Annotated in this window: 21 protein-coding genes and 1 other annotated feature; of the genes, 4 read left to right on the top strand and 17 right to left on the bottom strand. The window is 26.3% G+C overall.

The features are described 5' to 3' along the window. Positions 1–55 precede the first annotated feature (55 nt). Positions 56–253 carry a cold-shock protein gene (locus tag AZI32_RS00950; protein WP_061994048.1) on the top strand — a complete coding sequence of 66 codons (198 nt, stop codon included), beginning with the start codon at positions 56–58 and terminating at the stop codon, positions 251–253. Positions 254–631: 378 nt separating this feature from the next. Further along, a complete protein-coding gene (locus tag AZI32_RS18715; RefSeq protein WP_164474733.1) occupies positions 632–808 on the top strand; it encodes a hypothetical protein in 177 nt (58 codons plus the stop codon). Positions 809–900: 92 nt separating this feature from the next. Here AZI32_RS18715 and AZI32_RS00945 read toward each other — a convergent pair whose 3' ends face one another. The 9 genes from AZI32_RS00945 to AZI32_RS00905 form a co-directional block, all read right to left on the bottom strand. Beyond that, positions 901–1,707 carry a hypothetical protein gene (locus tag AZI32_RS00945; RefSeq protein ID WP_061994047.1) on the bottom strand — a complete coding sequence of 269 codons (807 nt, stop codon included), beginning with the start codon at positions 1,705–1,707 and terminating at the stop codon, positions 901–903. A gap of 188 nt (positions 1,708–1,895) precedes the next feature. Beyond that, positions 1,896–2,471 (bottom strand): hypothetical protein, encoded by a 576-nt coding sequence (locus tag AZI32_RS00940; protein ID WP_061994046.1) that lies wholly within the window; start codon positions 2,469–2,471, stop codon positions 1,896–1,898. Positions 2,472–2,941: 470 nt separating this feature from the next. Continuing rightward, positions 2,942–4,366, bottom strand: coding sequence for a hypothetical protein (locus AZI32_RS00935; protein ID WP_061994045.1), 1,425 nt, complete (start codon positions 4,364–4,366; stop codon positions 2,942–2,944). 233 nt (positions 4,367–4,599) lie between these two features. Beyond that, positions 4,600–5,442: a 16S rRNA (adenine(1518)-N(6)/adenine(1519)-N(6))-dimethyltransferase RsmA gene (gene rsmA / locus AZI32_RS00930; protein WP_061994044.1), complete on the bottom strand. Its 843-nt coding sequence runs from the start codon at positions 5,440–5,442 to the stop codon at positions 4,600–4,602. Further along, positions 5,435–5,986, bottom strand: a complete 552-nt coding sequence (rnmV, locus tag AZI32_RS00925) for a ribonuclease M5 (RefSeq protein ID WP_061994043.1) — start codon at positions 5,984–5,986, stop codon at positions 5,435–5,437. The genes rsmA and rnmV overlap by 8 nt, the downstream gene beginning before the upstream one ends. Positions 5,987–6,404: 418 nt before the next feature. After that, the gene (locus AZI32_RS00920) at positions 6,405–6,692 is read right to left on the bottom strand and encodes a hypothetical protein (RefSeq protein WP_061994042.1); all 288 of its coding nucleotides are present in this window, start codon (positions 6,690–6,692) and stop codon (positions 6,405–6,407) included. Between the two features lie 104 nt (positions 6,693–6,796). Beyond that, positions 6,797–7,816, bottom strand: coding sequence for a 3D domain-containing protein (locus AZI32_RS00915; RefSeq protein ID WP_061994041.1), 1,020 nt, complete (start codon positions 7,814–7,816; stop codon positions 6,797–6,799). A gap of 436 nt (positions 7,817–8,252) precedes the next feature. Continuing rightward, a complete protein-coding gene (locus AZI32_RS00910; protein WP_061994040.1) occupies positions 8,253–9,017 on the bottom strand; it encodes a TatD family hydrolase in 765 nt (254 codons plus the stop codon). 32 nt (positions 9,018–9,049) lie between these two features. Beyond that, positions 9,050–10,561, bottom strand: a complete 1,512-nt coding sequence (locus AZI32_RS00905; RefSeq protein WP_061994039.1) for a DUF445 family protein — start codon at positions 10,559–10,561, stop codon at positions 9,050–9,052. Positions 10,562–11,066: 505 nt separating this feature from the next. Here AZI32_RS00905 and gltS point away from each other — a divergent pair. Both gltS and AZI32_RS00895 read left to right on the top strand, forming a co-directional pair. After that, positions 11,067–12,251 (top strand): sodium/glutamate symporter, encoded by a 1,185-nt coding sequence (gene gltS / locus AZI32_RS00900; RefSeq protein ID WP_061994038.1) that lies wholly within the window; start codon positions 11,067–11,069, stop codon positions 12,249–12,251. A gap of 386 nt (positions 12,252–12,637) precedes the next feature. Further along, the gene (locus AZI32_RS00895) at positions 12,638–13,408 is read left to right on the top strand and encodes a histidinol phosphate phosphatase (RefSeq protein WP_061994037.1); all 771 of its coding nucleotides are present in this window, start codon (positions 12,638–12,640) and stop codon (positions 13,406–13,408) included. Positions 13,409–13,471: 63 nt separating this feature from the next. Here the strand turns inward: AZI32_RS00895 and rbr are convergent, their stop codons facing one another. The 8 genes from rbr to pstC all read right to left on the bottom strand — a co-directional run bounded on the left by rbr (position 13,472) and on the right by pstC (position 22,868). Then, on the bottom strand, positions 13,472–14,065 hold the full coding sequence (rbr, locus tag AZI32_RS00890) for a rubrerythrin (RefSeq protein WP_061994036.1): 594 nt from the start codon (positions 14,063–14,065) through the stop codon (positions 13,472–13,474). Between the two features lie 160 nt (positions 14,066–14,225). Continuing rightward, a complete protein-coding gene (gene metG / locus AZI32_RS00885) occupies positions 14,226–16,160 on the bottom strand; it encodes a methionine--tRNA ligase (protein ID WP_061994035.1) in 1,935 nt (644 codons plus the stop codon). A gap of 64 nt (positions 16,161–16,224) precedes the next feature. After that, positions 16,225–16,475 (bottom strand) — a binding site (T-box leader). A gap of 139 nt (positions 16,476–16,614) precedes the next feature. Further along, positions 16,615–17,931, bottom strand: coding sequence for an erythromycin esterase family protein (locus AZI32_RS00880; protein ID WP_061994034.1), 1,317 nt, complete (start codon positions 17,929–17,931; stop codon positions 16,615–16,617). A gap of 160 nt (positions 17,932–18,091) precedes the next feature. After that, positions 18,092–19,411, bottom strand: a complete 1,320-nt coding sequence (locus tag AZI32_RS00875) for an erythromycin esterase family protein (RefSeq protein WP_061994033.1) — start codon at positions 19,409–19,411, stop codon at positions 18,092–18,094. 274 nt (positions 19,412–19,685) lie between these two features. Further along, positions 19,686–20,360 carry a phosphate signaling complex protein PhoU gene (gene phoU, locus AZI32_RS00870; protein ID WP_061994032.1) on the bottom strand — a complete coding sequence of 225 codons (675 nt, stop codon included), beginning with the start codon at positions 20,358–20,360 and terminating at the stop codon, positions 19,686–19,688. Positions 20,361–20,378: 18 nt separating this feature from the next. Further along, a complete protein-coding gene (gene pstB / locus AZI32_RS00865) occupies positions 20,379–21,134 on the bottom strand; it encodes a phosphate ABC transporter ATP-binding protein PstB (RefSeq protein WP_061994031.1) in 756 nt (251 codons plus the stop codon). A gap of 14 nt (positions 21,135–21,148) precedes the next feature. Next, complete coding sequence (pstA, locus tag AZI32_RS00860) at positions 21,149–21,973, bottom strand: phosphate ABC transporter permease PstA (protein WP_010293916.1); 825 nt, start codon at positions 21,971–21,973, stop codon at positions 21,149–21,151. Position 21,974: 1 nt separating this feature from the next. Beyond that, positions 21,975–22,868 carry a phosphate ABC transporter permease subunit PstC gene (gene pstC, locus AZI32_RS00855; protein WP_061994030.1) on the bottom strand — a complete coding sequence of 298 codons (894 nt, stop codon included), beginning with the start codon at positions 22,866–22,868 and terminating at the stop codon, positions 21,975–21,977. Positions 22,869–22,888: the final 20 nt, after the last annotated feature.

Genomic DNA, 22,888 nt, shown 5'->3' with positions numbered 1-22,888 from the left:
AACTAGTATCAAATTTAAATTTTATGAATTTGTTTTATTTAGGAGGAATTTTTTTATGATAGGTACTGTAAAATGGTTTAATGCCGAAAAAGGATTTGGATTTTTATCTGTAGAAGGTGAAGAAGACGTTTTTGTTCATTTTTCATCCATAAAAGATGATGGTTATAAATCCTTAGAAGAAGGACAAAAAGTAGAATTTGATGTAGTTGAAGGTGAAAAAGGACCTCAAGCTACAAATGTTTCTAAATTATAATTTTTGATCCTATTTATGATAATTTTTATAATTTTAAGATTATCATGATTTCAATAAATGCTTAAACTATAATTTAAAAAACTTTAACCTGTAAATTATTTTATTTACAGGTTATTGTTATGAAATAATTACTAATCATATTTATTTTTATACTTCTAATGAATACTGCAATTAATATTTGTTTAAAATATAAATACAATATAAAGTTTCAAGTTAACTTTTAAGGTTATTAATTTCAAAAGGTGGCTATTTACAAAAGTGCTCACATCATAGAAAGTACCTTAATTTCATAAATATATTTAGAATAAATTAAAATTCTATCTTGTTTCACCATAGCTATTTTTAATAAACAAAACTTACATAAAAGAGGTGTTTTTATTGTTTGGTAAAATTATAGATTTAAATAGTACTGACGCTTTTGTTGAAATTTCTAATAGTTTTATAATAAATATTCCGCTTAATTCATTACCATCAAATTCTAATGTAGGGGACAATGTAAATCTATCTACATTACATAATAAAAAAGATACACTAAATATGTCTAATTTTTTTTAATGCAACTAAAATAAACACTATTAACTTTTAATAGTGTTTATTTAAAATTTCTATATAATCTTTTTAATTTATCAAAACTAAATATAAATGAACTAAAAATTTTCTGGTTTTTCTTTAGTTATACTAATATTCCAACCGCCGTTCTCATATACATCATTTATATAATAAATTTGATCATTAGATCCTGCTTTTCCTGAAAATGTTATGATGCCTTTATACTTAGTTGATGTATATCCCTCTGTTTTCAAACTCATTACTGCATCAAACTCTTCTTCTTTTTTATCACCAATAAGAGTTACATTATTTAGCTTACTTAAATTCTTTTCAAATTTAAGCAAATCTGTTGATAATACAAATTTAGCCATTTCTAAATCTTTATCTAAGTTTACAGCAACTTTTAAACCTTTGCCTTCATTATTTAAATATTGATCTAGACCTTTCAGTATAGAATTATAATAAACTTTTTCAAAATCTAAGGGCTTTCTTATGTTCCAAAAGTTCTTTATTATGTCATTATCTAATCTTTTAGAAACTATATAATTATTATTTCCATCATAAAAATTAGCACCTTCAGCTTTATCTAATCCTGTAATATAATTAAATTTATGTATATTTTCAGGGCCTTCATATATTTCAAAAATATAGTCTGGTGACAATGTACTCTTTTCCTCAACTTTTTTTGCCTTTAAAAGTATTTTATAAATGTCATTTATTACATCTTTATCTGTAACAGTAAACTTATAACTTTGGTCTCTCGTACTTTGAATAGTTATTTTCATAACATTGGTATCTTTCATAAAACTAAATGCCCCATTATCTTTTTTTAAAGAACATCCATTTAAGGCAATCATTGCAGTAAAACATATTATGATTATTAAATATTTTTTATTTTTTTTCACATTAGCCCTCCAAAAATCATTTAAATTTATTTTCATATATTCTTTTTATATATGATTCCAAAATCACCATATAATTTATTCATTTTTAACTTTATACTTATTGTATACCTATATTAATAAAAGAGAAGCCAATGCTCCTCTTTTATTAATATCTTTATTATAATACTTGTATGTTATTTAATCAAACATTAATTGCATTGAATATTTTTTACAATTTTATCTAATAACGTAGGTGTATTTTCTTTATAGCTTTTATCATCCATATAAAAATTAACAACTATATTTTTATTATTTAAATTTATTATATAATCATAATTTCTATACACTTTGCTATCCGATAATTTATTTTTATACTCTATCAAAGTTCCTTTACCATTTTTCAATTTAACAGTTCTTCTTTTATATTCTTTTATACCTAATGACTTCAAATTGTCACTATGCTCTTTTAATAATTCATTTTGTTTAAATTCATCTTTATATAATTTAACGTTTCCTTTTATTACTCCATCCTCAGATATAAATTCACTATTATATTCTATATCATTACTTGCCTTCCCTTCACTGTTAATCCATGTGTCAGGAAGGCTATAATTAATAGTTTCATTAATTTTATATATTTTGAATGAAGATATATTGTTTTGTGTTAAAGTAGTTTCCTTTAATTTATCTTGAAAAAAATTTCCTATTCCTATTACCATTATCATAAGCCCTACCATAATAATTGCTAATCCAGTTTTTTTTCTATCAAATTCATTGAAACTCATATTTTTATCCCCCTAAACATTACTTGTAAATATATGTTAAACAACTTATTACAAAGCTTCAAAGCAGCATTTTTAAAATAGAAGCTTTTTATTTATAGATACTTAATTCTATTATTTATAGGATTCCAAAATAATACTTTAGCTTATAAACTTTAAATTTTGGATAGAGCCATGACCGGAAACACTTTAAAATTAGCAAAAATTTCAGGTGAGAATATTTTTCCGATTCATATATAACTTTAAATTCGAGCTTATTTACATATATAGGGTTCCAAGTTAACTTTTAAAATTATCTATTCCAAAACTTGGATACCCAAAATAGTGAGACATGCTCTGAATCATTTAGAATTCAACACTACATTTTGTATAGAAATATTTTAAGGTTATTGAATAAATTTAAATTGGAGCTTGTTTCCCTATATGTATCCACAAAACTATAATTAAAAATGAAGGGGTCTCCCCCCTCATATTTATTTTTTCACAGGAACTACTACTGTTGAATTTTTAAAATCATAAAACATTATCCAATATCCATAATCATCGGTATTTTTACTTGGCATCCATGTAACAAATCCAGTTTTGCCTCCATATGGTTGTTCATGTTCAGCTTTTTTGCCTGGGATTGCATAAATAAGATATTTTAAATCACCATTTTTATCATGTTTATGACCTACCATACAATGCTTATATTTTGAAATGTATGGATAATAACATATCAAAGGGTAATATACTACCGTATATTTTTTATAATCATTTATACAATACATATCTTCTAGCTGATATATATTTACTTTATACCATGTACAATTTTTAATTTCATCATATCCTAATACTTTCTCAAAATCTTTAACTATATCCTTAAAAAATTTATTCATTATTCCTTGACTTTCATTAACCATTTTTTCATTTAAATTAAAGATATTTTCCATATTATGATACTCTTCATGTAGATTTTTTTTACCTTCATTGTGAGGTTCTTTTTTATTTATTTTTTCTTCTTTAGATTTTTTGTCATGTTCATGTTCCTTACATTCTTGGCATTCTTCTTTTTCCTTTTTCTTTGATTTTTTTTCTTCTTTATGTTCTTCTTTACACTCATTGTCATGTTCATGTTTTTTCTTATGTCTTTGTATCTCGCTTTCCTTTAACATCTCAAATTCATCATCATTAACTTGTTCTAAATTTGTAATGTTCTTATCTTCTTTAATTTCTAAATCACATTCTTTTTGTATCTGTGGTTCATTTCTTAAAATTTCTTTTTTATCTTTCATGATTGTTTCATTTTGTAAACTATTTTCTTTACCCTTACCTTCTCCCACCTTAAAGTCAGGTTGAACTCCTATATTTTTTTCTTCCACTTTTTCTATATTAGTTTGCCTTTGTAAGTCACTTTTTTTCTCTTCAATTTCTTTCTCATACTGATCAAATTTAGTCTCTACATTTTGCTCACGGGATAAGGTTTCTTCTGAAATTACTCTGAAATTTTTCCAATCCTTTGATATTTCATTAGTTATAAATCCACTCATAATAGATTTCATTCTATTACTGCTTAGGGATATTATTGCAGAACCACTTATTTTGTCTAAGGATACTCCCGTATTTCCTATATTGTTAACATCGTATTCGCATGCAGTATCTGCCTTTCCATTATCGTCTATGTTCAACTTTGATACATTTATTATATTTTTAACATCATCCTTATCACAGATTAATGCCATATAATAATTTTTATCATTCTTCTTTAAATTTTGAACATAATAAGACAATTTACATTTATTATTTTTAACTTCTATTTTCGTGTAACCTGATGGCGCTTTATCAGAAGTCAATCCGTGACCTTTTTCATCTTCTTGCAGAATAATAAAAAACCTACTATAACTTTTTTTAGATGCCACTTTTGCTACCTCCATTTAATTTATACACTATAAATATATGAAACTATACTATAAAAAATGATAATTTTATAATATATCTAATATCTCTTTTATTATCTTATTATTTTATTATTTAAATAATTCCTCTTTTTAAAATTGATTCCATATATAAAAAAATAAAAGTTACAAATTAGGCGTTCTACCTATTTTGTAACTTTTAAAATTATTTATAAAGTTTTAATCTACTATGTATTTTATCCATTTTTTTGATCATATATGGCATCACTTAACTTTCCGAATTCTTCTATAGTTAAAGTTTCACCTCTACGTTTTGGGTCTATTCCCGCAGTATTAAATGCTTTTTCTAATTTTTCTTTTTCTAATCCTATATTTTTCATACCGTTCCATAAAGTTTTTCTTCTCATATTAAATGATTGACGTATTACATTAAAAAATAATTTTTCATCTTTTACACTTATTCTAGGCTTTTCTAATTTATCTAATCTAATTACTATAGAATCTACCTTAGGAGAAGGTATAAAGCATGATGGTGATACCCTTCTAATTATTGCAGTATCACAATAATATTGTACTAATAATGAAAATGCACCGTAATCCTTTGTGCTAGGTTCTGCATCTATTCTTTCTGCAACTTCCTTTTGTATCATTATTGTTAATGATTTAAAGTTATACTCACCATTTAAAAGATTTGCTATAATTGGAGTTGTTACGTAATAAGGTAAATTAGCTACAACTTTAACACTTTTCTCATCGCCAATTAACTCTGTATAATTTACTTTTAATGCATCTTTATGTATAAGGTTAAATGTTTCATAATCTTTAAGTTCCTCTGTTAAAATAGGTATTAATCTATCATCAAGTTCTATACTCGTAACTCTTTTAGCTTTACCTAACAATTCAACAGTAAGTGTTCCTACACCTGGTCCTATTTCTATAACATAATCATCTTTACATACTGCTGCACCTGCTACTATATCTTCTAATACAGTATCATCTGTTAAAAAGTTTTGTCCTAAACTTTTAGCAAACTTAAAATCATACTTATTTACAATATCTTTTGTATTTAAGTTACTCATTATCTATCTCCTTTTCAACTTTTTCCATCGCTTTTACAAACTCTTCTTTACTTATTCCATAGTTATTTAATCTTGTAACAAATTGAGTAGCATTGCCATAACCAATTCCAAGTATATTGCCTAAGCAATCTCTTCTCTCTTTTGACCTACTGTCTCCAGTTAATTTAAAAAAGTACATATCTTGAATATTAAATTCTTTACGGACATCTTTCATTTCACATTTTGCATTTTTTAGTGCTCTAATTATAGTTTCCGGAGAAGCATTTTCAACTCCTATATCATCACCTTTAGTTCCATCTTTTTGGCTTATATAGGCATGTTTTATTCCTGAAACTCTTTTTGATATTATTTTTCTTATCTTTTCTCCAGCAAAATCAGGATCTGTTAAAACTATTACCCCTTGTCTCTTTTGTGCTTCTTTTATCTTATTTATACTATTGGCATTTATCCCAAAACCACTAACTGAAATTACTTCTGCTTCTACAGCTCTTTTTACAGCTGTAACATCATCTCTACCTTCAACAACAATTACTTCTTTAATCATTACATTCCTCCAAGATTTATAAGATATTTTCTTAATATTAAAGATGCTATATAGTAGATAAAATCTTAAGATTTTTTACATAACTTTATTCTATACTTTCTAAAATTATATTATGCTAAGTTTCAAACATCTACTATATAGCATCCTTTAGAATTCAAATCAACTATAAAGCATATTAAAATAATCATTTTTAAATTTTAAATATATAAAATTTGTATTTTTTTCTAAGATGCTTCAATTCTAACTTTAATATTATAACTCATTATATATCATATGAAAAGTAAGCCTACTCTTACATAAATTATTTATTGCACTATAACAGTCTTATATTAGTATTCCTATAAATGCTTTATTTTAAATAGTTTTTATACCTATTTTTATAATAATTTAAAGTAACTCTAAATAATCTAATCTCTGCTTAAATATATTCTTTTAATAGTTCTTGTGCTAAACTATTAACCTCTTCATGGATAAAATTCAATTCATTAAGTTCTCCACTTTTAAGAAAATAAACCTTATCTGCTATTTTATATGCTTTAGATATGAAATTATCATATTCTTCATCCTCGATACTATTCAATTTATCATTTATAGGTTTTGGAAAATACACTTCATTTTCTACACCAAATTCATTTATTGATTCTAACTGTTCCAACATAGCCATAACAATTGTTATAACTTCACTTATTGTAAATTTAAAATTCATTTATAACTCCTTATCTTAAATTATACTTATATAAATTTTATTTTATTATATTTTCAGTATAACAACTTAAATTTTGGGAAAAAGAAAAAATAGGAGCTTAGCTCCTATTTTAAAATATAAACCTTAACGTTTCTTCTTCCCCAATTCATAGTTTCACTATAACTATTAAAGTAAACATCAATTATATTTCCTTTAATTGCTCCACCGGTGTCTTGAGCTATTGCGTACCCATAACCCTCTATATATACTTTAGTTCCTAACGGAATCACTCTTGGGTCAACTGCAATAGTACTATATCCATTTGGGTCACGAACACAACTTGTACCAGATGCTGTTATTCCATTATCATTTCCTCTATCTGCTGTATAGGCTGTGGATTCCATGACTACCATATCAGTATAATTTTCCTCTGCTCCACGTGAAGTTCTTACAGATGCTAAAGTACCAATGTCTACTATTTTATTTACTGGATTTTTTTGAACTTTTTCACCTACTACTTTACGTGAAACTTCTTTTCCATTTTCGTAAACAACTTCTGAGGTTATTAATTTCTCCCCATTTTGGCCTTCTTGAACTATATTTTCAGCACCTTCCGCTAAATCGTTATTTTCTCTTTTTTCTACTGCATATTCTAACGATTTAACTTCATTTTTAACTTCTTTGGCTACTCTTGTTATATTAATTTTCATTCCATCTTGCAGAAGTTCGTCTTTTGTTGGTGATATTTTATCTAAATCATTTATTGCAATTTTTTTAGAATCTAACATATTTTCCACATTATCTTCTGATGATTTAAATTTCAATACCTTGCCATCAACATTTACTTCAACATCTACAGCTTTCTTTATATAAATTTTGTCTCCATCTTTCACTTTACTGTCTAATGCTACAGATACCTTATCAAATGATTCTACCTTTATTTCTTGTTTATCTAATATTTTTCCTAAATCACTTGCTAATGTTGTTATTTGTACTTCCTGGCCATCAATAACTACTGATATAGTTTTCTTCATATTTACTATAGTAACTGCGCCCCCTATAACAGTAACGCACGTCGCTACCGCTAGAGTTTTTTTCCAAGACTTAAAAATACTACTTAGTCTTGTTTTTATATTACTAATCATAAAAATACCTCCCTTAGACAAGAGTACCTCGAAATTATACCTAAGATTTTTATTCCTGTCAAATTTCAAACTATTCTCTTGTGAATTGACTCCGTAAACGCATGAGTTTGAATCATACCTCACGACTTGTAATTGCAGATAAATCAATCCTTAAGGGTAGACTTAGTAGAAGACTTTTAATAAATTTTTTTGATGATGTTAATTAAATATATTACTTAAAATAATTAATTATTACTTTATGACAGTCAATGTTTTAAATTATTTTACAAATTCTTATAAAAATACCCTTTAAATTTTTTCATTATTAGTCATATTAAAGTACGAATTCCAAGTTATTCATCTACAAAACAAGTTACTTATAACTTAAATTAGATATCAATGAAAATATTTCATTATTTATTACTTATATGGAACAAGAGTAAAAATTATTAATAAATTATATATTAAATAACCTCTTAGTGTTTGATACAGTTATATTTTCCACATCCGCTCTGTTTATTCCTTTTATTTCCATAATATTTTCTATAATATATTTTATATAATCTGATTGATTTCTTTTACCTCTATTAGGAGTTGGAGCCATATATGGACAGTCTGTCTCAACTAATATTTTTTCCATTGGTATTTCTTTTAATACTTCTTTTATAGTTTTAGCATTTTTAAAGGTAACCACTCCTGTTACCCCTATATAGTAACCTAATTTTATACATTCCTTAGCAAATTCAACACTTCCAGAAAAACAATGAACTACTCCTGTTACATCTGGATATTCTTTCATTATATCTAGTGTATCTTTGTGTGCATCTCTATCATGTATAACTACTGGAATTTTAAGCTCTCTTGCAAGTTCCATCTGCATTTTAAAAGCCTTTTGTTGAATATTCTTTGGTGGATTTTCCTCCCAATAATAGTCTAGTCCAATTTCACCAATAGCTTTTACTTTTTTATTTTTTTTATAAATATCTCTTAATTCATCTATTAATTTTTCATCTACAATGTCAGCATAAGATGGGTGTATACCTATTGCTGCATAAATAAAATCATGCTTATTAGACAATTCCACTGACATTTTCATACCATTGAAATCAGATCCACAATTTAAAACACCAATAACACCATTGTGTTTTATTTCTTTTATAACTTTATCTCTATCTTCATCAAAGCTTGTGTCATCATAATGTGCATGCGAGTCAAATATCATAATAAATTCCCCCTAATCAGTTTATATAATTACTACAGAATAGTTCCTAAAATCGGTGATAGTAGTCCCATAATTCCTCCAAGTAATCCTCCAAGCCATGTTATAGCTCTTAATTCCTTACTTGCAATTTCCAAAATTAATTTTTCTGCAAACTCTACTTCAAAGCTATTAATTTTATCTTCTATTATTCTTGATATATTAAAGCTATCAACAAGTTGTTTCCCACTATTTTGCATAAATCTATTATAAACTTCAACAATATTATTTGATATATTATCAATTATCCTTTCATCAACACTAACTAAAATATCTTTGATTTTTTTATTTTTAATTATTGTTATTAAATTTTCAACCATTGAATTTACAACATTTTTAATAATATCATCTTTCAAAACATCTTTATTGACAATATCTATAACTTTATTAATTAAATCCTTTGAATCAATATCCACTGTTTTTAATACTTCTTCTATATTATTTTTATTTTCAAATAATCCATTTTGAATTTTTGTAGCAAAACCGTCTACAATATTATTATCTTTTGCTTTAAAAACTATTAGATTTGATATGTTTTTTACAACTTCCTCTTTATTTTCTAAAGAAACACTATTTAAAACTTCACTTATAGACTTTTCTGAAAAACTATCTATAGCATTAGTTATTAACATAGATAGGTCATCTATATTTTCTTCATTTGATAAAAAAGCATCTCCATATTCTAAGACTTTACCATATATCATATCGCTTTTCAAAAACATAGATATCATAGGACTCATTCCAGATATAGCTTTGTCTATGCCATCTTTAATTTTAATCTCTGTTCTTTCAGTTTTTAATATATCTTTTAAATACTCTGCTATTTTTTCACGATTATCACATGCATAAACTTTTAAAGCTACTATTAATCCTTCTGGTAATACATCCTTTAGTTTCTCTTCTGAGTCTTGCAAAATTTTTATATTTTTTTCTAATATGTTATTAATATTTCCAATTAACTCTTCACTATCTAAATACTCATTACCCTTATGTATTAAATTGTTTTTAAGTTTATCGTAATCCTTATGTAGTAATACTTCTTTAGGATTCTTTTCTATAATTTTTACAAGTTGTTTTTCAATAATTAAAGAACATTCTCTCTTTATTTTTTCACTAATTTCAGAGTTTAAAATAGTTGATGAAATACTTTCTTTTAAAATATTGTCAACATTTAGTTGTAAACTTGTATCTAAAATATTTCCAATTGTTTTTTCACTTTCCTTAACTTTTAAAAACTTATCCTTAAAATATGATTTAATAGAATTGCTAATTTTTTCGCTACATAATGACTCTATAATTGTTTCCTTATCAAGCAAATGCTCTCCAACAGCATCTCCAACACTTTTAGCAATTCTATCTTTTTCTTTTGGTATTAATCCCGGAGTAAATGGTACTTTAACTCCAAGAATCCTTACCTCTTTATGCGGTTTAAATAACATCTTAATAGCTAACCAATTGGTAAAATATCCTATTATGGCACCTATTATAACACCTATTAAATATTTCAAATTTATCACTCCTTTAATTTAATTGTAAATAAATGCATTGATATTCTTTTAACATTAATAGCAGGTGTTATTACAATTATTTTAAATTATGTAATAACATATTAACATTTAGCCCACTAAATATTATATTCTATTTTCTTAGTTTATCCAATTCCTTCATATATTATATAGCATAGTTTTTTATATTTTTTCCTTTTCTATAAAAAAATTATATGATATTATTTTATCTTAACATTTTTTTATTTCTATTTAAATATATATTCACCATATTTGATAAATTTTTAACTATTTCTTTCATTTATCAGTATTTTTAGCTTAATTCAAAAAATGAAATAATTTTCAATTTTAAAACTAGTATATTTGAAAAAATTAGACATTTTATCGTGTTAGCATAAATTATTCTCGAAATTTGGCTTATTTTGAATTTGACTGAATTTTTTATATTGTTGTAATATTAAAATGTAGTACTTTTATTTTTAATTAATTACATAAAGGAGGATTATTAATGGTTATTGACTTAAGTATGATTCAAACTCTAGCAGTAGCAATAATTTTTTACTATGTTGGATCCTTTCTGCAAAAAAAGGTTTCACTTTTAGAAAGATTTTGTATTCCTGCCCCTGTAATAGGCGGTCTTATTTTTGCAATTATAAACTTTTTACTTAGACAATATAATATTGCAACTATAAACCTAGATGTAACATTACAAGATCCATTTATGCTTGTATTCTTTACAACAATTGGACTTGGTGCTAGTTTTAAGCTTATTAAACAAGGTGGAAAACAAGTTATAATGTTCTTTATAGCAGCAGTATCTTTGGTTGTTTTACAAGATATAGTCGGACTTACTGTTTCAAAACTTATAGGTGCTAATCCACTTCTTGGTCTTATTGCAGGTTCTATTACTATGACTGGTGGTCATGGAACTGGTGCAACATGGGGACACACTTTTGAAGCTCAATATGGATTAGCTGGTGCTTCAGCTACAGCAATGGCAGCTGCAACGTTTGGTCTTATCTGTGGTAGTATTATCGGTGGACCTATTGGAAAAAAATTAATTCAAAAGAATAATTTAAAAAGTGATTCTCTTGAATACGCAGCAGCTACAACTACTGTTAAAGAAGAGTTATCATATAAATCATTATTTACTACACTATCAATCATATTTATATGTATGGGTGTAGGTAGTATATTAGAAATCTTCTTCACTAAAATAGGTGTAACACTACCTGCATATATAGATGCTATGATAATTGCAGCTATAGTTATAAATTTCGGTGAAGTAACTAAGAAATTTAAAATCAATACAGCTTGTACTGATGCAATAGGAAATATTGCGTTAAATGTATTCCTTTCAATGGCCTTAATCAGTTTACAATTATGGCAATTAAAAGAGACGGCTGGACCACTTTTAATATTACTAAGTTGCCAAGCAGTATTAATGTTCATATTCGCATACTTTATAACATTTAGACTTATGGGTAAGGATTATGATGCTGCTGTTATGTCTGCAGGTCACTGTGGATTTGGAATGGGTGCAACACCTAATGGTATGGCTAATATGAATGCTGTTACTTCTAAGTTTGGACCATCTCCAAAAGCATTCTTTATATTACCAGTAGTAGGAGCATTCCTTGTAGACTTTACAAATTCTGTTATTATAGCTGTATTCGCTAACCTTTTTGGCTAGTTTTTAAAGTTAAATAAAAGAATTTAAAACATATAACATATAACATATAAGTTTAAGAATAATTTTGTATTTTAAAATATCACAATTAAAATAAAGTTTTAGAACTATTTTAATAAGAATTTAATTTTTATTAAAATAGTTCTTTTTTATATTAATGTACCTTAAGTGGTATAATTATATTATGTAATTACTTTTATAGGGAAACAAGCTCCAATTTAAATTTATTCAATAATCTTAAAGTATTTTTATATAAAATGTAGTGTTGAATTTGAAGTGATTCGGAGCATGCCCCACTATTTTAGGTATCCAAGTTTTGAAATGGATAATCTTAAAAGTCAACTTGGAACCATATATAAACTAATTATTAAATTTAAGGCGGTGTTTATATGTTTGATACCCACATACATACTAACTTTTCTAGCGATTCTGAAATGAATATAGATATTGCTATAAAAAAAGCTAGAGAATTAAATTTAGGGTTAACTATAACTGATCATATGGATTTAAATTATCCAGATAAAACAAAATTCAAGCTTGACATAGATAGTTATTTTAATGACTATATTAACTATAAAAGCAATGATTTACTTTTAGGCATTGAACTTGGAATGGATGAAAATTTTTCAGATGAAAATTTAAACATTGCAAAAAAATATGATTTTGACCAAATAATTGGATCTCAACATTCTGTAAATGGTATTGATATTTTTGATAAATCATTATACAAAGGTAAATCTAAAGACTATATCTTTACTACATATTTTACTGATATGATAGCTTCTATTAATACCCATAATTATATTGATATTTTAGCTCATATAGATTATATATGCAGATATTGTACTTTTGAAGATAAAGAAATGCATGTAAGTGAATATGGTGACTACATAAAGGAAGTTTTTAAAATTTGTATTGAAAATAATATAGTAGTTGAACTTAATACACGAAGATTTAACGATGATAAAGCTATTAAATCTTTAAAAGACATCTATTCAATTTATACTTCATTAGGTGGAACCCTTGTTACTATTGGTTCTGATTCTCATGTTCCTGAAAATATAGGTAGATCTTTTAAAGAAGCTGTTGATTTTTGTAATGTTTTAAATTTAAAACCAGTACATTTTAAAAATAGAAAAATAGAATATGAAAAAATATAAAAAAACCTATGGAATTATACATTTATAAATATAATTCCATAGTTTTTTTATTTAAATTATATATTATTGTTCAATACCATAATATCTTTCATAATATCCTTGAGGATATTTACACAATGGACATGCAAGTGGTGCTGTTGTTCCTTCATATATATATCCACAATTCATGCATCTCCATGAAATCTGCTCATCTCTTTTATAAAGTTTATTCTCTTTCATAAGTTGATATAGTAATTTATATCTTTCATAGTGGGATTTTTCAACTTCTATTATATGCTTAAATGCTATAGCTACTTCCTTAAATCCCTCTTCTTCTGCTATTTTTTGAAACTCTGGATAAACAGTAGTCCATTCATTATTTTCTCCATTAGCTGCATAATTCAAATTTTGTTCTGTTGTTCCTGTTGCTACTGGATAAGTTCCATCTTCTATTAATACTTCACTCTCTGGTGTCAATGCTTGAGCTAATAAATCAAAAAACACTTTTGCATGGGCTCTTTCGTTATTTGCTGTTTCTGTAAAAACATGATATAAATATTCATTATTTTCTTTTTTAGCTGCTTCTGCATAAAATGTGTATCTGTTTCTTGCTTGAGATTCGCCAGCAAAAGCTCTCATAAGATTTTTTTCAGTTTTACTACCTTTTAAAGTTGGCATATAAAAACACTCCTTTTAAATCTATTCTACAAATTAGAATTCCCTAAAATTTAAATATAATTCTTATACAGTGCTTTCTAAACATCCAAAATTCTTATAAATTATAGTTTAAAATAAAAATAAAAACTGTCTTATTTCGAGACAGTTTTTATTACTTATACTATTTTACTATACTTCCAGCTGGAACATCACCAGGATTTACAGCAAATAATTTACTATCATCATCAGTTGATGCGCATAGTATCATACCTTGCGATAATTCACCTCTTAATTTTACTGGTTTTAAGTTTGCAACTAAAACCACATTTTTACCTACTAACTCTTCTGGTTTATAATGCTGAGCAATTCCAGATACAACTTGACGTACCTCTCCACCTAAATCAACTTTTAATTTTAAAAGTTTTTTAGCTTTTTTAATTGGCTCACATTCTAAAACTTTAACAACTCTTAAATCTATTTTGTCAAAATCCTCTATTGTAATTTCTTCCTTTATAGGTTCCATTTCTTTAACTGCTGCTGCTTTTTTAGCTTCTTCTGCAATCTTATCAAGTTCTGCTAATTTAGCTTCAACATCTATTCTTGGGAATATAGCTTCGCCTTTGCAAACTTTAGTTCCAAAAACTGTTCCATTAAATTCTTTTAAGCTGTCCCAAGTTATATTTGTTGCATTTATTTGTGCATTTATTTTCTCACTTGTACTTGGTAGGAATGGAGAAACTAAAACAGAAACTATTCTTAAAGACTCTGCTAAATTATATAAAACTGTAGCAAGTCTTGGTTTTTGTTCTTCATCTTTTCCAAGAACCCAAGGAGTTGTTTCATCTATATATTTATTTGTTCTTCTTATTAATGTCCATATATGATCAAGCGCAGCAGGTGCATTAAATTTATCTAAAGCTTCTTCTGCAAGTTTAGGAGTATTTAATGCAAGTGAAATTAACTCTTCATCTAAAGACTCTTTTACTTGTGGCTCTGGTATTACTCCATCAAAATATTTTTCTATCATTGTAACTGTTCTTGAAAGTAAGTTTCCAAGATCATTTGCAAGGTCTGAGTTTGTTTTCTTTATAAATATTTCATTATTAAATAACCCATCAGCTCCAAATGGAATTTCATGCAATAAATAGTATCTTACTGCATCTACACCAAATTTATTAACTAAAATAACTGGATCTACAACGTTACCTTTTGACTTAGACATTTTTCCGCCATCAACAAGTAACCATCCATGACCAAATACTTGCTTTGGTAGTGGCATATTTAAAGCCATTAACATTATTGGCCAATAAATTGTATGGAATCTTAATATATCTTTTCCTATTAAGTGAACATCTGCTGGCCAATATTTTTCTAAAAGCTCAGTATTTTCACTATTATATCCTAATGCAGTTATATAGTTTGATAATGCATCTATCCAAACATATATAACATGACCTGGATCAAATTCTACAGGTATTCCCCAAGTAAATGAAGTTCTTGATATACATAAATCTTGTAATCCCGGTCTTAAAAAGTTATTAAGCATTTCATTTTTTCTTGACTCTGGTTGTATAAATTCTGGATGAGTTTCTATATACTCAATTAATCTATCAGCATAATTAGACATTTTAAAGAAATATGCTTCTTCTTTTGCCTTTTCAACTGGTCTTCCACAGTCTGGGCATTTTCCGTCCACTAATTGTGTTTCAGTCCAGAAAGATTCACATGGTGTACAATATAGTCCTTCATATGAACTTTTGTATATATCACCTTGATCATATAACTGCTTAAATATTTTTTGAACAGCTTTCTTATGATAATCTTCAGTTGTTCTTATAAATTTATCATATTTAATATCCATTAATGTCCAAAGACTTTTTATTCCAGCAACTATTTCATCTATATATTCTATCGGTTGAACGCCCTTTTCTTCTGCTATTCTTTGAAGTTTTTGACCATGTTCATCTGTTCCTGTTAAGAACATTACATCATGACCTGTTAGTCTTTTAAATCTAGCTATGGCATCTGCTGCAACTGTAGTATAAGTATTTCCTATATGAAGATTTGCAGATGGGTAATATATCGGTGTTGTAATATAAAACGGTTTTTTACTCATTTTTATTCCTCCTATGATTATCTTAATTTTATACAAATAAAAAGTCTCTATACGAAATTAATCGTATAGAGACGTAATATACACGTGTTACCACTCTAATTTATACTTACCTTACAATAAGTACCTCAGCAAGTGACTCAACCCTAAAGTATTTATCACCTTGCAATATATCGGTTGCCACCGTACTTTCCTAACTATTGCTCAGAAAGTCTGCTCCAAGGCCATGTTCATAGTGTTTTCTGACGCTAGCTTTCACCTACCCTAGCTCTCTTTGGACATTATTATCACCATTACTCTTCTTTTCATAGCATTATTTCAATATTTATTAATATAATATGTTAAATTAAAAATTCTGTCAATATAAATTTTAATATTTATATACGTTTTATTTATTATATCCATTAAAACTCTAAATATAATTAAATCAATTAATTTTTTATTATTAAGATTTTAATCACTTTCTTAACTCTTTAAAAAACTCTTCGTCATTCCATTCAATCGGCCTTGGGTTTTTTATTACAATTTCTGCTTGAAAAAAGTCTGTAGTTACACCTTTATCATTTTTAAACATTTCTTCATCTCCATATGCATATTGAAGTTCAAATAACTCTTTATACATTTTCTTCTTGTAGGGGCTTTTTTTATTATCTAATGGAATTATTCTATTACTATTTTCTATACCAGCATCTTTTAAAGTATTTTGTAATTCTGTAGTAATACTATTATACCTCTCAGTTTCATAACTAAAATTATTAAATCTCTCACCCTCTTCATATACTGTATTTATACTATATATTTTGCCGTTAAATTTCAAATCATCATTAAGATTTTTTGCTAAAAATTTTACTCCATTAAATTGGCTTTGATATGCATGAGCTATTCCGTAATGAATATATGTTTTTCCTTCACCAAAATGATCATATATACTAATAATATTTTCATAACTTAACTTATCCCTTGTCTCATAAAACTCTTTATTAACATATGGTCCGCCCTTTTCTGGGTTGCCTATTTGAGACATATTTTTTAAATTATTTAATATAAATTCTATGTTAAACACCTCTTCTTTATTTAAATGTTTTATATATGCTTCATTATTTTCTTTAATATCATTTTCAAATTCCTCAATTGCTTTTATATATTCATTACTTCTTTCAGTATAAAGTTCTTCCTTCTCATTACACTCTAAAATTTTTTCAATTTTAGCTATTTGTTCTTTAGGTAAATTATTATATTTCTCTAAAATATTATTGAAATAAAATTTTACTCCATTATATGATTCTATTGCTTCAATACCAACAAATTTTAACTTTTTTTCATCTGGCAATTCTTTATTTTTCAAATAAATTTTTTTAAGCACTTGCTTTTCATCCTCAGTATATACTATATTAAAAAAATTATTAAAAATATCATTTAATAGCTTTTCATCCCCAGTTTGTAAATATTCATTTATGAAACTACATTCTGCATATCCATTCTCCACAAAAAAATATTTTAAATTCCAATTATCCATTAAATAATTAATAAATTTCTCTTTAATATAAGTATTTTCCTTCATGCCATGGGTTTCATTTGTAAAAACTATATTTTTATCTTTTATATTATCCAATATTAAATCTAAATCTTTGTTATCGTTAATATCATTGAGCTTTAATTCTCTACTATTCTTTTTAACATAATCAACATTATTCATCGGCACGTTGTAAACAATTCCCATTCCAACAGCAATAATTATAATGATTATCCCTATAATTATTCCTTTTTTCTTCATGATAAATCCCCCTTTTATCAATTTAAAATTTATATAAAATTAACTTTTAACACAATTAAGCCTCCAAATATATCACAGTTACATCTACACATATTACTAAATGTTTCTTCACCATTACTAAATCCCTTAACTATAATATTCATTCTCTCTCCCTGCATACTTAACGTTTTAATTTTTTTATTATTTCCTCTCCATACCATTTAATTGGTGTTGGATTTTCTATTATTATTTCTGCTTGAAAATAATCTGTAGTTACACCTTTATTAGATTCGAATAATTTTTCATCATTATATACATCGATAAATGTAAAACATTCTTTAAATATTTTCTTTTTATATGGACTTTTTTTATTATCTAATACAATTATTCTATTTCCATTTTCTATGCCAGCTTTTTTTAAAGTTTCTTCTAAATCTGTAGTAATACTATAAAAACTATAAGGTGATAGATCATCATAATTATACGCCTCACCATTTTTATACAGTGTATTTATACTATAAATCTTATCTTTAAAATTAGAATCTTCTTTAAGATTTGCACCTAAAAATTTTACATTATTTATTTCTCTTTGATAAATATGATCCATACCATAATGAAGATAATACTTTCCACCACCAAAATGGTCATATATTTTTTTAAAGTTTTCATAGTTCATTTTATCTCTTGCTTCATAGAATTCTTTATTATTACTTATTCCGCCATCTATTAGTGGAAGTAATTTAGAAGTGTTTTTTAAATTATTTAGTATACATTCAAAATTGAATACCTCTTCTTTATTTAATGATTGTATATATATCTCTTCATTTTCCTTTATATCTTTCTCCAAATCTTCAATTGCTTTTAAAAATGTGCTACTTCTTTCACCATTAATCATTTCTTCTTCAGAACATTCTAAAACCTTATTTATTTTTTCTAACTGATCTTTAGGAATATTATTATATTTATTTTTTATGTGTTTAAAGTAATAAGTTATGCTGTCACCTTGTTGTCGAACATCTAGTCCAATTATAATTAATTTTTTTTCTTCCGGTAAATCTTTATTTTTTAAATATAATTTTTTTGCCAATTCCTTTGAAGACTCATCACTCATAGCTCCAAATACTCCGTTTTCAAAAATATCATCTAATAATTTTTCATCTCCAGTTTGTAAATATTCATTTAAAAGAGTTCCTGATGCTTGCCCACATTCCATTAAAAAGTATTTTAAATCCCAATTATCCATTAAATAATTTGCAAATTTATATTGAATATCTGCATTTTCATTAATACCATGATTCTCATTTGTGCACACAATTGTTTTATCTTTTATATTATCTAATATTAAATCTAAATCTTTATTATCGTTAATATCATTGAGATTTAATTCTCTACTATTTTTTTTAACATAATCAACATTATTCATTGGCATGTAATAAATAATTCCCACACCAATAGCAATAATTATAATGATTATCCCTATAATTATTCCTTTTTTCTTCATGATAAATCCCCCTTTTAACAAAAAAATTTATATAAAGTTAATTTTTACCACTTCATATGTTTTTCATTATAAAACCATTAAACATAATTTTATTAAATAAAATATGAATTTTATTAACTAGTTTTATACATTTTGTAAAGTTATCTTTTTTGCACTTTTATTTAAATAGAATTAAATTTTTATATAGTAAAAAAACTGCTACTCATAGATTTTTCTCTATGTTATAACAGTTTTTATAATATGCCTTTTATATTTATAATGTAACTTCATTTTTTTACAATCTATATCTTTTTCCTTTTATATAGTACATAACCTCTTCAACTATGTTTGTTACATGATCTCCTGCTCTTTCTAAATGTTTGTTTACCATTATAGCTTGCAAGTACTGATCAATTTCTTGTTCATTTTCTGTTTTCTTAATTCCTTGAACAAATTTCTTTAAATTTGATTTATAAATATTATCAATTTCATCATCTAAAGTTGCTGCAATTTTAGCATCTTCTAAGCTTTCATTTTCATAAGCATCCATTGTCTTATTAATCATATTTGTCAGAATTGAAATTGCCTTTATAAACTCGTTATTTAAACTTTGTATTCCTTCACAATTAGACGTATTAAAAGCTAGTATATAATTTGATATGTTTTTAGTATAATCTGCTATTCTTTCAATTTCAGTAGATATTTTAATGATTGTTATTATAGTTCTTAAATCTATTGCTACTGGTGATTGTTTTGCTATTAATATTACTGCCTCATTATTTATTTCATCATTTAGCTCATTAATAACAGAATCCTTTTTTATTATCTTTAAAGCTAACTCCTTATCATTTTCTTTAAGTGCTTTAACGGTGTTTTTATACATTTCTATTGTAATGTTCCCCATACTAGTTAACTTCTCATTTAGTTTTAAAATCTCATTTTCAAAGTTTTTTCTTATATTAGCATTCATTTAATCCCCTCCTCATTTTTAACCAAATCTTCCAGTTATATAATCTTCCGTTCTTATATCTTTAGGGTTTGAGAATATACTTCCTGTATTATCAAATTCTACTAATTTACCATTTAAGAAAAATGCTGTTTTATCTGATATACGGGCTGCTTGTTGCATATTATGAGTAACTATTACTATAGTATAATTATCTTTCAATGATAATATTAGTTCTTCAACTTTCAATGTTGAAATAGGATCTAATGCTGATGTTGGCTCATCCATAAGAATTATTTTAGGCTTCATAGCTATTGTTCTTGCTATGCAAAGCCTTTGTTGCTGACCACCTGACATTCCCATAGCTGATGCTTTAAGTCTATCTTTAACCTCTTCCCAAAGTGCTGCTGCTTTTAAGCTTTCTTCAACTATTTTATCTAAGGTAGCTTTATCTCTTACCCCATGTATTCTTGGTCCATACGCAACATTATCATATATACTCATTGGAAATGGATTTGGTTTTTGAAACACCATTCCAACTTTAGTTCTTAATGCAATTACATCATCATCTTTGTATATATCTTTACCATCAACTTCTATTTTACCTATAACATTAACATTATCTATCAAATCATTCATTCTATTTAAAGTTCTTAAAAATGTTGACTTTCCACATCCTGACGGTCCGATTAATGCTGTAACTTCATTTTCTGATATATCTATATTAATTTTAAAAAGTGCTTGTTTTTCACCATAAAATAAATCTAAATCTCTAACAGAAATTTTTTTGTTATCCATAAACTCACCTCTTTTTAATAATTTCCTTTAGTAAATCTTTTAACTATAAATTGAGATAATAAATTTAATACCAAAACCATAACTATTAAAACAATTCCTATAGCTGCGGCTAACCCTATATCTCCTTGCTCTTTTGTAACTAAGTATGCATGAACAGTAAGTGTTCTAGCACTAGACATTATATTTTCTGGTATAGCTACTGCAGTTCCTGCTGTAAGTAATATCGCTGCTGATTCTCCTATAATTCTTCCGATTGATAATATTACTCCTGAAAGTATTCCTGGCATAGCTGCTGGTAAAACAACTTTATACAAAGTTTGAAACTTTGTAGCACCTAATGCTAAAGAGCCTTCTTTATAAAATGATGGTACAGTTTTTAGTGATTCTTCTGTTGTTCTTATTATTACTGGCAATATTATTATTGCTAATGTTAAACTTGCCGCTAATATGGAGTAACCCATTTTTAATATGGTTACAAAGAATATAGAACCAAATAATCCATATATTATAGATGGTATACCAGCTAACACTTCTGTTGAAAATCTTATAAATTTAACAATTACACCTTGTTTTGCATATTCTTGAAGATATATGGCCGATAATATTCCTATTGGCACTCCCACTAAAAGAGATAATCCAACGGTATATAGTGTTGTTATTATCATAGGAAGTAACCCACCCTGGCCATCTGATGAATAATTACTAAATAATAATTTGAAATTTATTACTCCTATTCCCTTTGCAAATATAAATATTAATATTACTCCTAATATTATTACTGTTAAAATAGCCGATAGCCATAATAAGCTATTTAGAAAAAATCCTTTTATTTTTCTCATTCTACTTACCTACCTTTGAAGAAAGTTTTAAAATAGTTAAGTTAATAATCATTATAAATATAAACAGCACTATACCTGTTGCGAATAACATCTCTTGATGAGTACCAAATGCATATCCCATTTCTAGTGCAATGTTAGTAGTAAGAGGTCTAACGCTATCTGCAAGTCCTCTTGGTATTATTACGCTATTACCTGCAACTAAAATCACTGCCATAGTTTCTCCAATCGCTCTTCCAATTCCTAATGCCACTGCTGCAAGAATTCCTGATTTAGCTGCTGGAAGTACAACTTTAAATATAGTTTCTATTTTAGATGCTCCAAGTGCTAGTGATGCTTCTTTATAACTTTTAGGTACTGCTTTTATAGATGTTTCTGCTACTGTAACTATTGTAGGTAGCATCATTATAGCAAGGACTATTATAACTGCTAGCAACGTTTGTCCTTTCGGTAAATTAAATAAATTTTGTATTGTTGGTACTATTACAGCTAATCCAAATACACCATAAAGAACTGATGGTATACCTGCTAATAACTGAACTGCATTTGATATTACTACTCCTACTTTTTTAGGTGCAATTTCAGATATAAATAGTGCTGTAAAAACTCCTACTGGAGCTCCAATTATTACAGCGCCTAGAGTTCCATAAATTGATGCTAATATCATTGGAAAAATTCCAAATTTATCACTACTAGGAACCCATTTTTGTCCAAATATAAATTCTGTAAAAGAATATCCCTTTGATACAAATGGTTGAAACCCTTTATAAAATATAAATCCTATAATTAAAATTAAACTTATTACCGATATTAATGCACATATTAAAAATATTTTTTGTGATAACTTTTCTATAAAATATTTTCGTTTATTACTTTCTTTATTTATATTAAAATCCATTCACCTTCACACCTCTTTAT

Origin of the sequence: Clostridium sp. ATCC 25772, from assembly GCF_001573875.1 — a bacterium.
Taxonomy (GTDB): domain Bacteria; phylum Bacillota; class Clostridia; order Clostridiales; family Clostridiaceae; genus Clostridium_J; species Clostridium_J senegalense.
The sequence above is the reverse complement of the archived record's forward strand: the minus strand, read 5'-3'. Positions and strand labels throughout refer to the sequence as shown.

Bases quoted from the DNA above. Each gene is read 5' to 3' on its own strand.
- AZI32_RS00950 (WP_061994048.1), top strand. From the start codon at position 56: ATGATAGGTACTGTAAAATGGTTTAATGCCGAAAAAGGATTTGGATTT.
- AZI32_RS00940 (WP_061994046.1), bottom strand. From the start codon at position 2,471: ATGAGTTTCAATGAATTTGATAGAAAAAAAACTGGATTAGCAATTATT.
- rsmA (WP_061994044.1), bottom strand. From the start codon at position 5,442: ATGAGTAACTTAAATACAAAAGATATTGTAAATAAGTATGATTTTAAG.
- rnmV (WP_061994043.1), bottom strand. From the start codon at position 5,986: ATGATTAAAGAAGTAATTGTTGTTGAAGGTAGAGATGATGTTACAGCT.
- AZI32_RS00920 (WP_061994042.1), bottom strand. From the start codon at position 6,692: ATGAATTTTAAATTTACAATAAGTGAAGTTATAACAATTGTTATGGCT.
- AZI32_RS00915 (WP_061994041.1), bottom strand. From the start codon at position 7,816: ATGATTAGTAATATAAAAACAAGACTAAGTAGTATTTTTAAGTCTTGG.
- AZI32_RS00910 (WP_061994040.1), bottom strand. From the start codon at position 9,017: ATGATATTTGACTCGCATGCACATTATGATGACACAAGCTTTGATGAA.
- gltS (WP_061994038.1), top strand. From the start codon at position 11,067: ATGGTTATTGACTTAAGTATGATTCAAACTCTAGCAGTAGCAATAATT.
- AZI32_RS00895 (WP_061994037.1), top strand. From the start codon at position 12,638: ATGTTTGATACCCACATACATACTAACTTTTCTAGCGATTCTGAAATG.
- rbr (WP_061994036.1), bottom strand. From the start codon at position 14,065: ATGCCAACTTTAAAAGGTAGTAAAACTGAAAAAAATCTTATGAGAGCT.
- metG (WP_061994035.1), bottom strand. From the start codon at position 16,160: ATGAGTAAAAAACCGTTTTATATTACAACACCGATATATTACCCATCT.
- AZI32_RS00880 (WP_061994034.1), bottom strand. From the start codon at position 17,931: ATGAAGAAAAAAGGAATAATTATAGGGATAATCATTATAATTATTGCT.
- AZI32_RS00875 (WP_061994033.1), bottom strand. From the start codon at position 19,411: ATGAAGAAAAAAGGAATAATTATAGGGATAATCATTATAATTATTGCT.
- phoU (WP_061994032.1), bottom strand. From the start codon at position 20,360: ATGAATGCTAATATAAGAAAAAACTTTGAAAATGAGATTTTAAAACTA.
- pstB (WP_061994031.1), bottom strand. From the start codon at position 21,134: ATGGATAACAAAAAAATTTCTGTTAGAGATTTAGATTTATTTTATGGT.
- pstA (WP_010293916.1), bottom strand. From the start codon at position 21,973: ATGAGAAAAATAAAAGGATTTTTTCTAAATAGCTTATTATGGCTATCG.
- pstC (WP_061994030.1), bottom strand. From the start codon at position 22,868: ATGGATTTTAATATAAATAAAGAAAGTAATAAACGAAAATATTTTATA.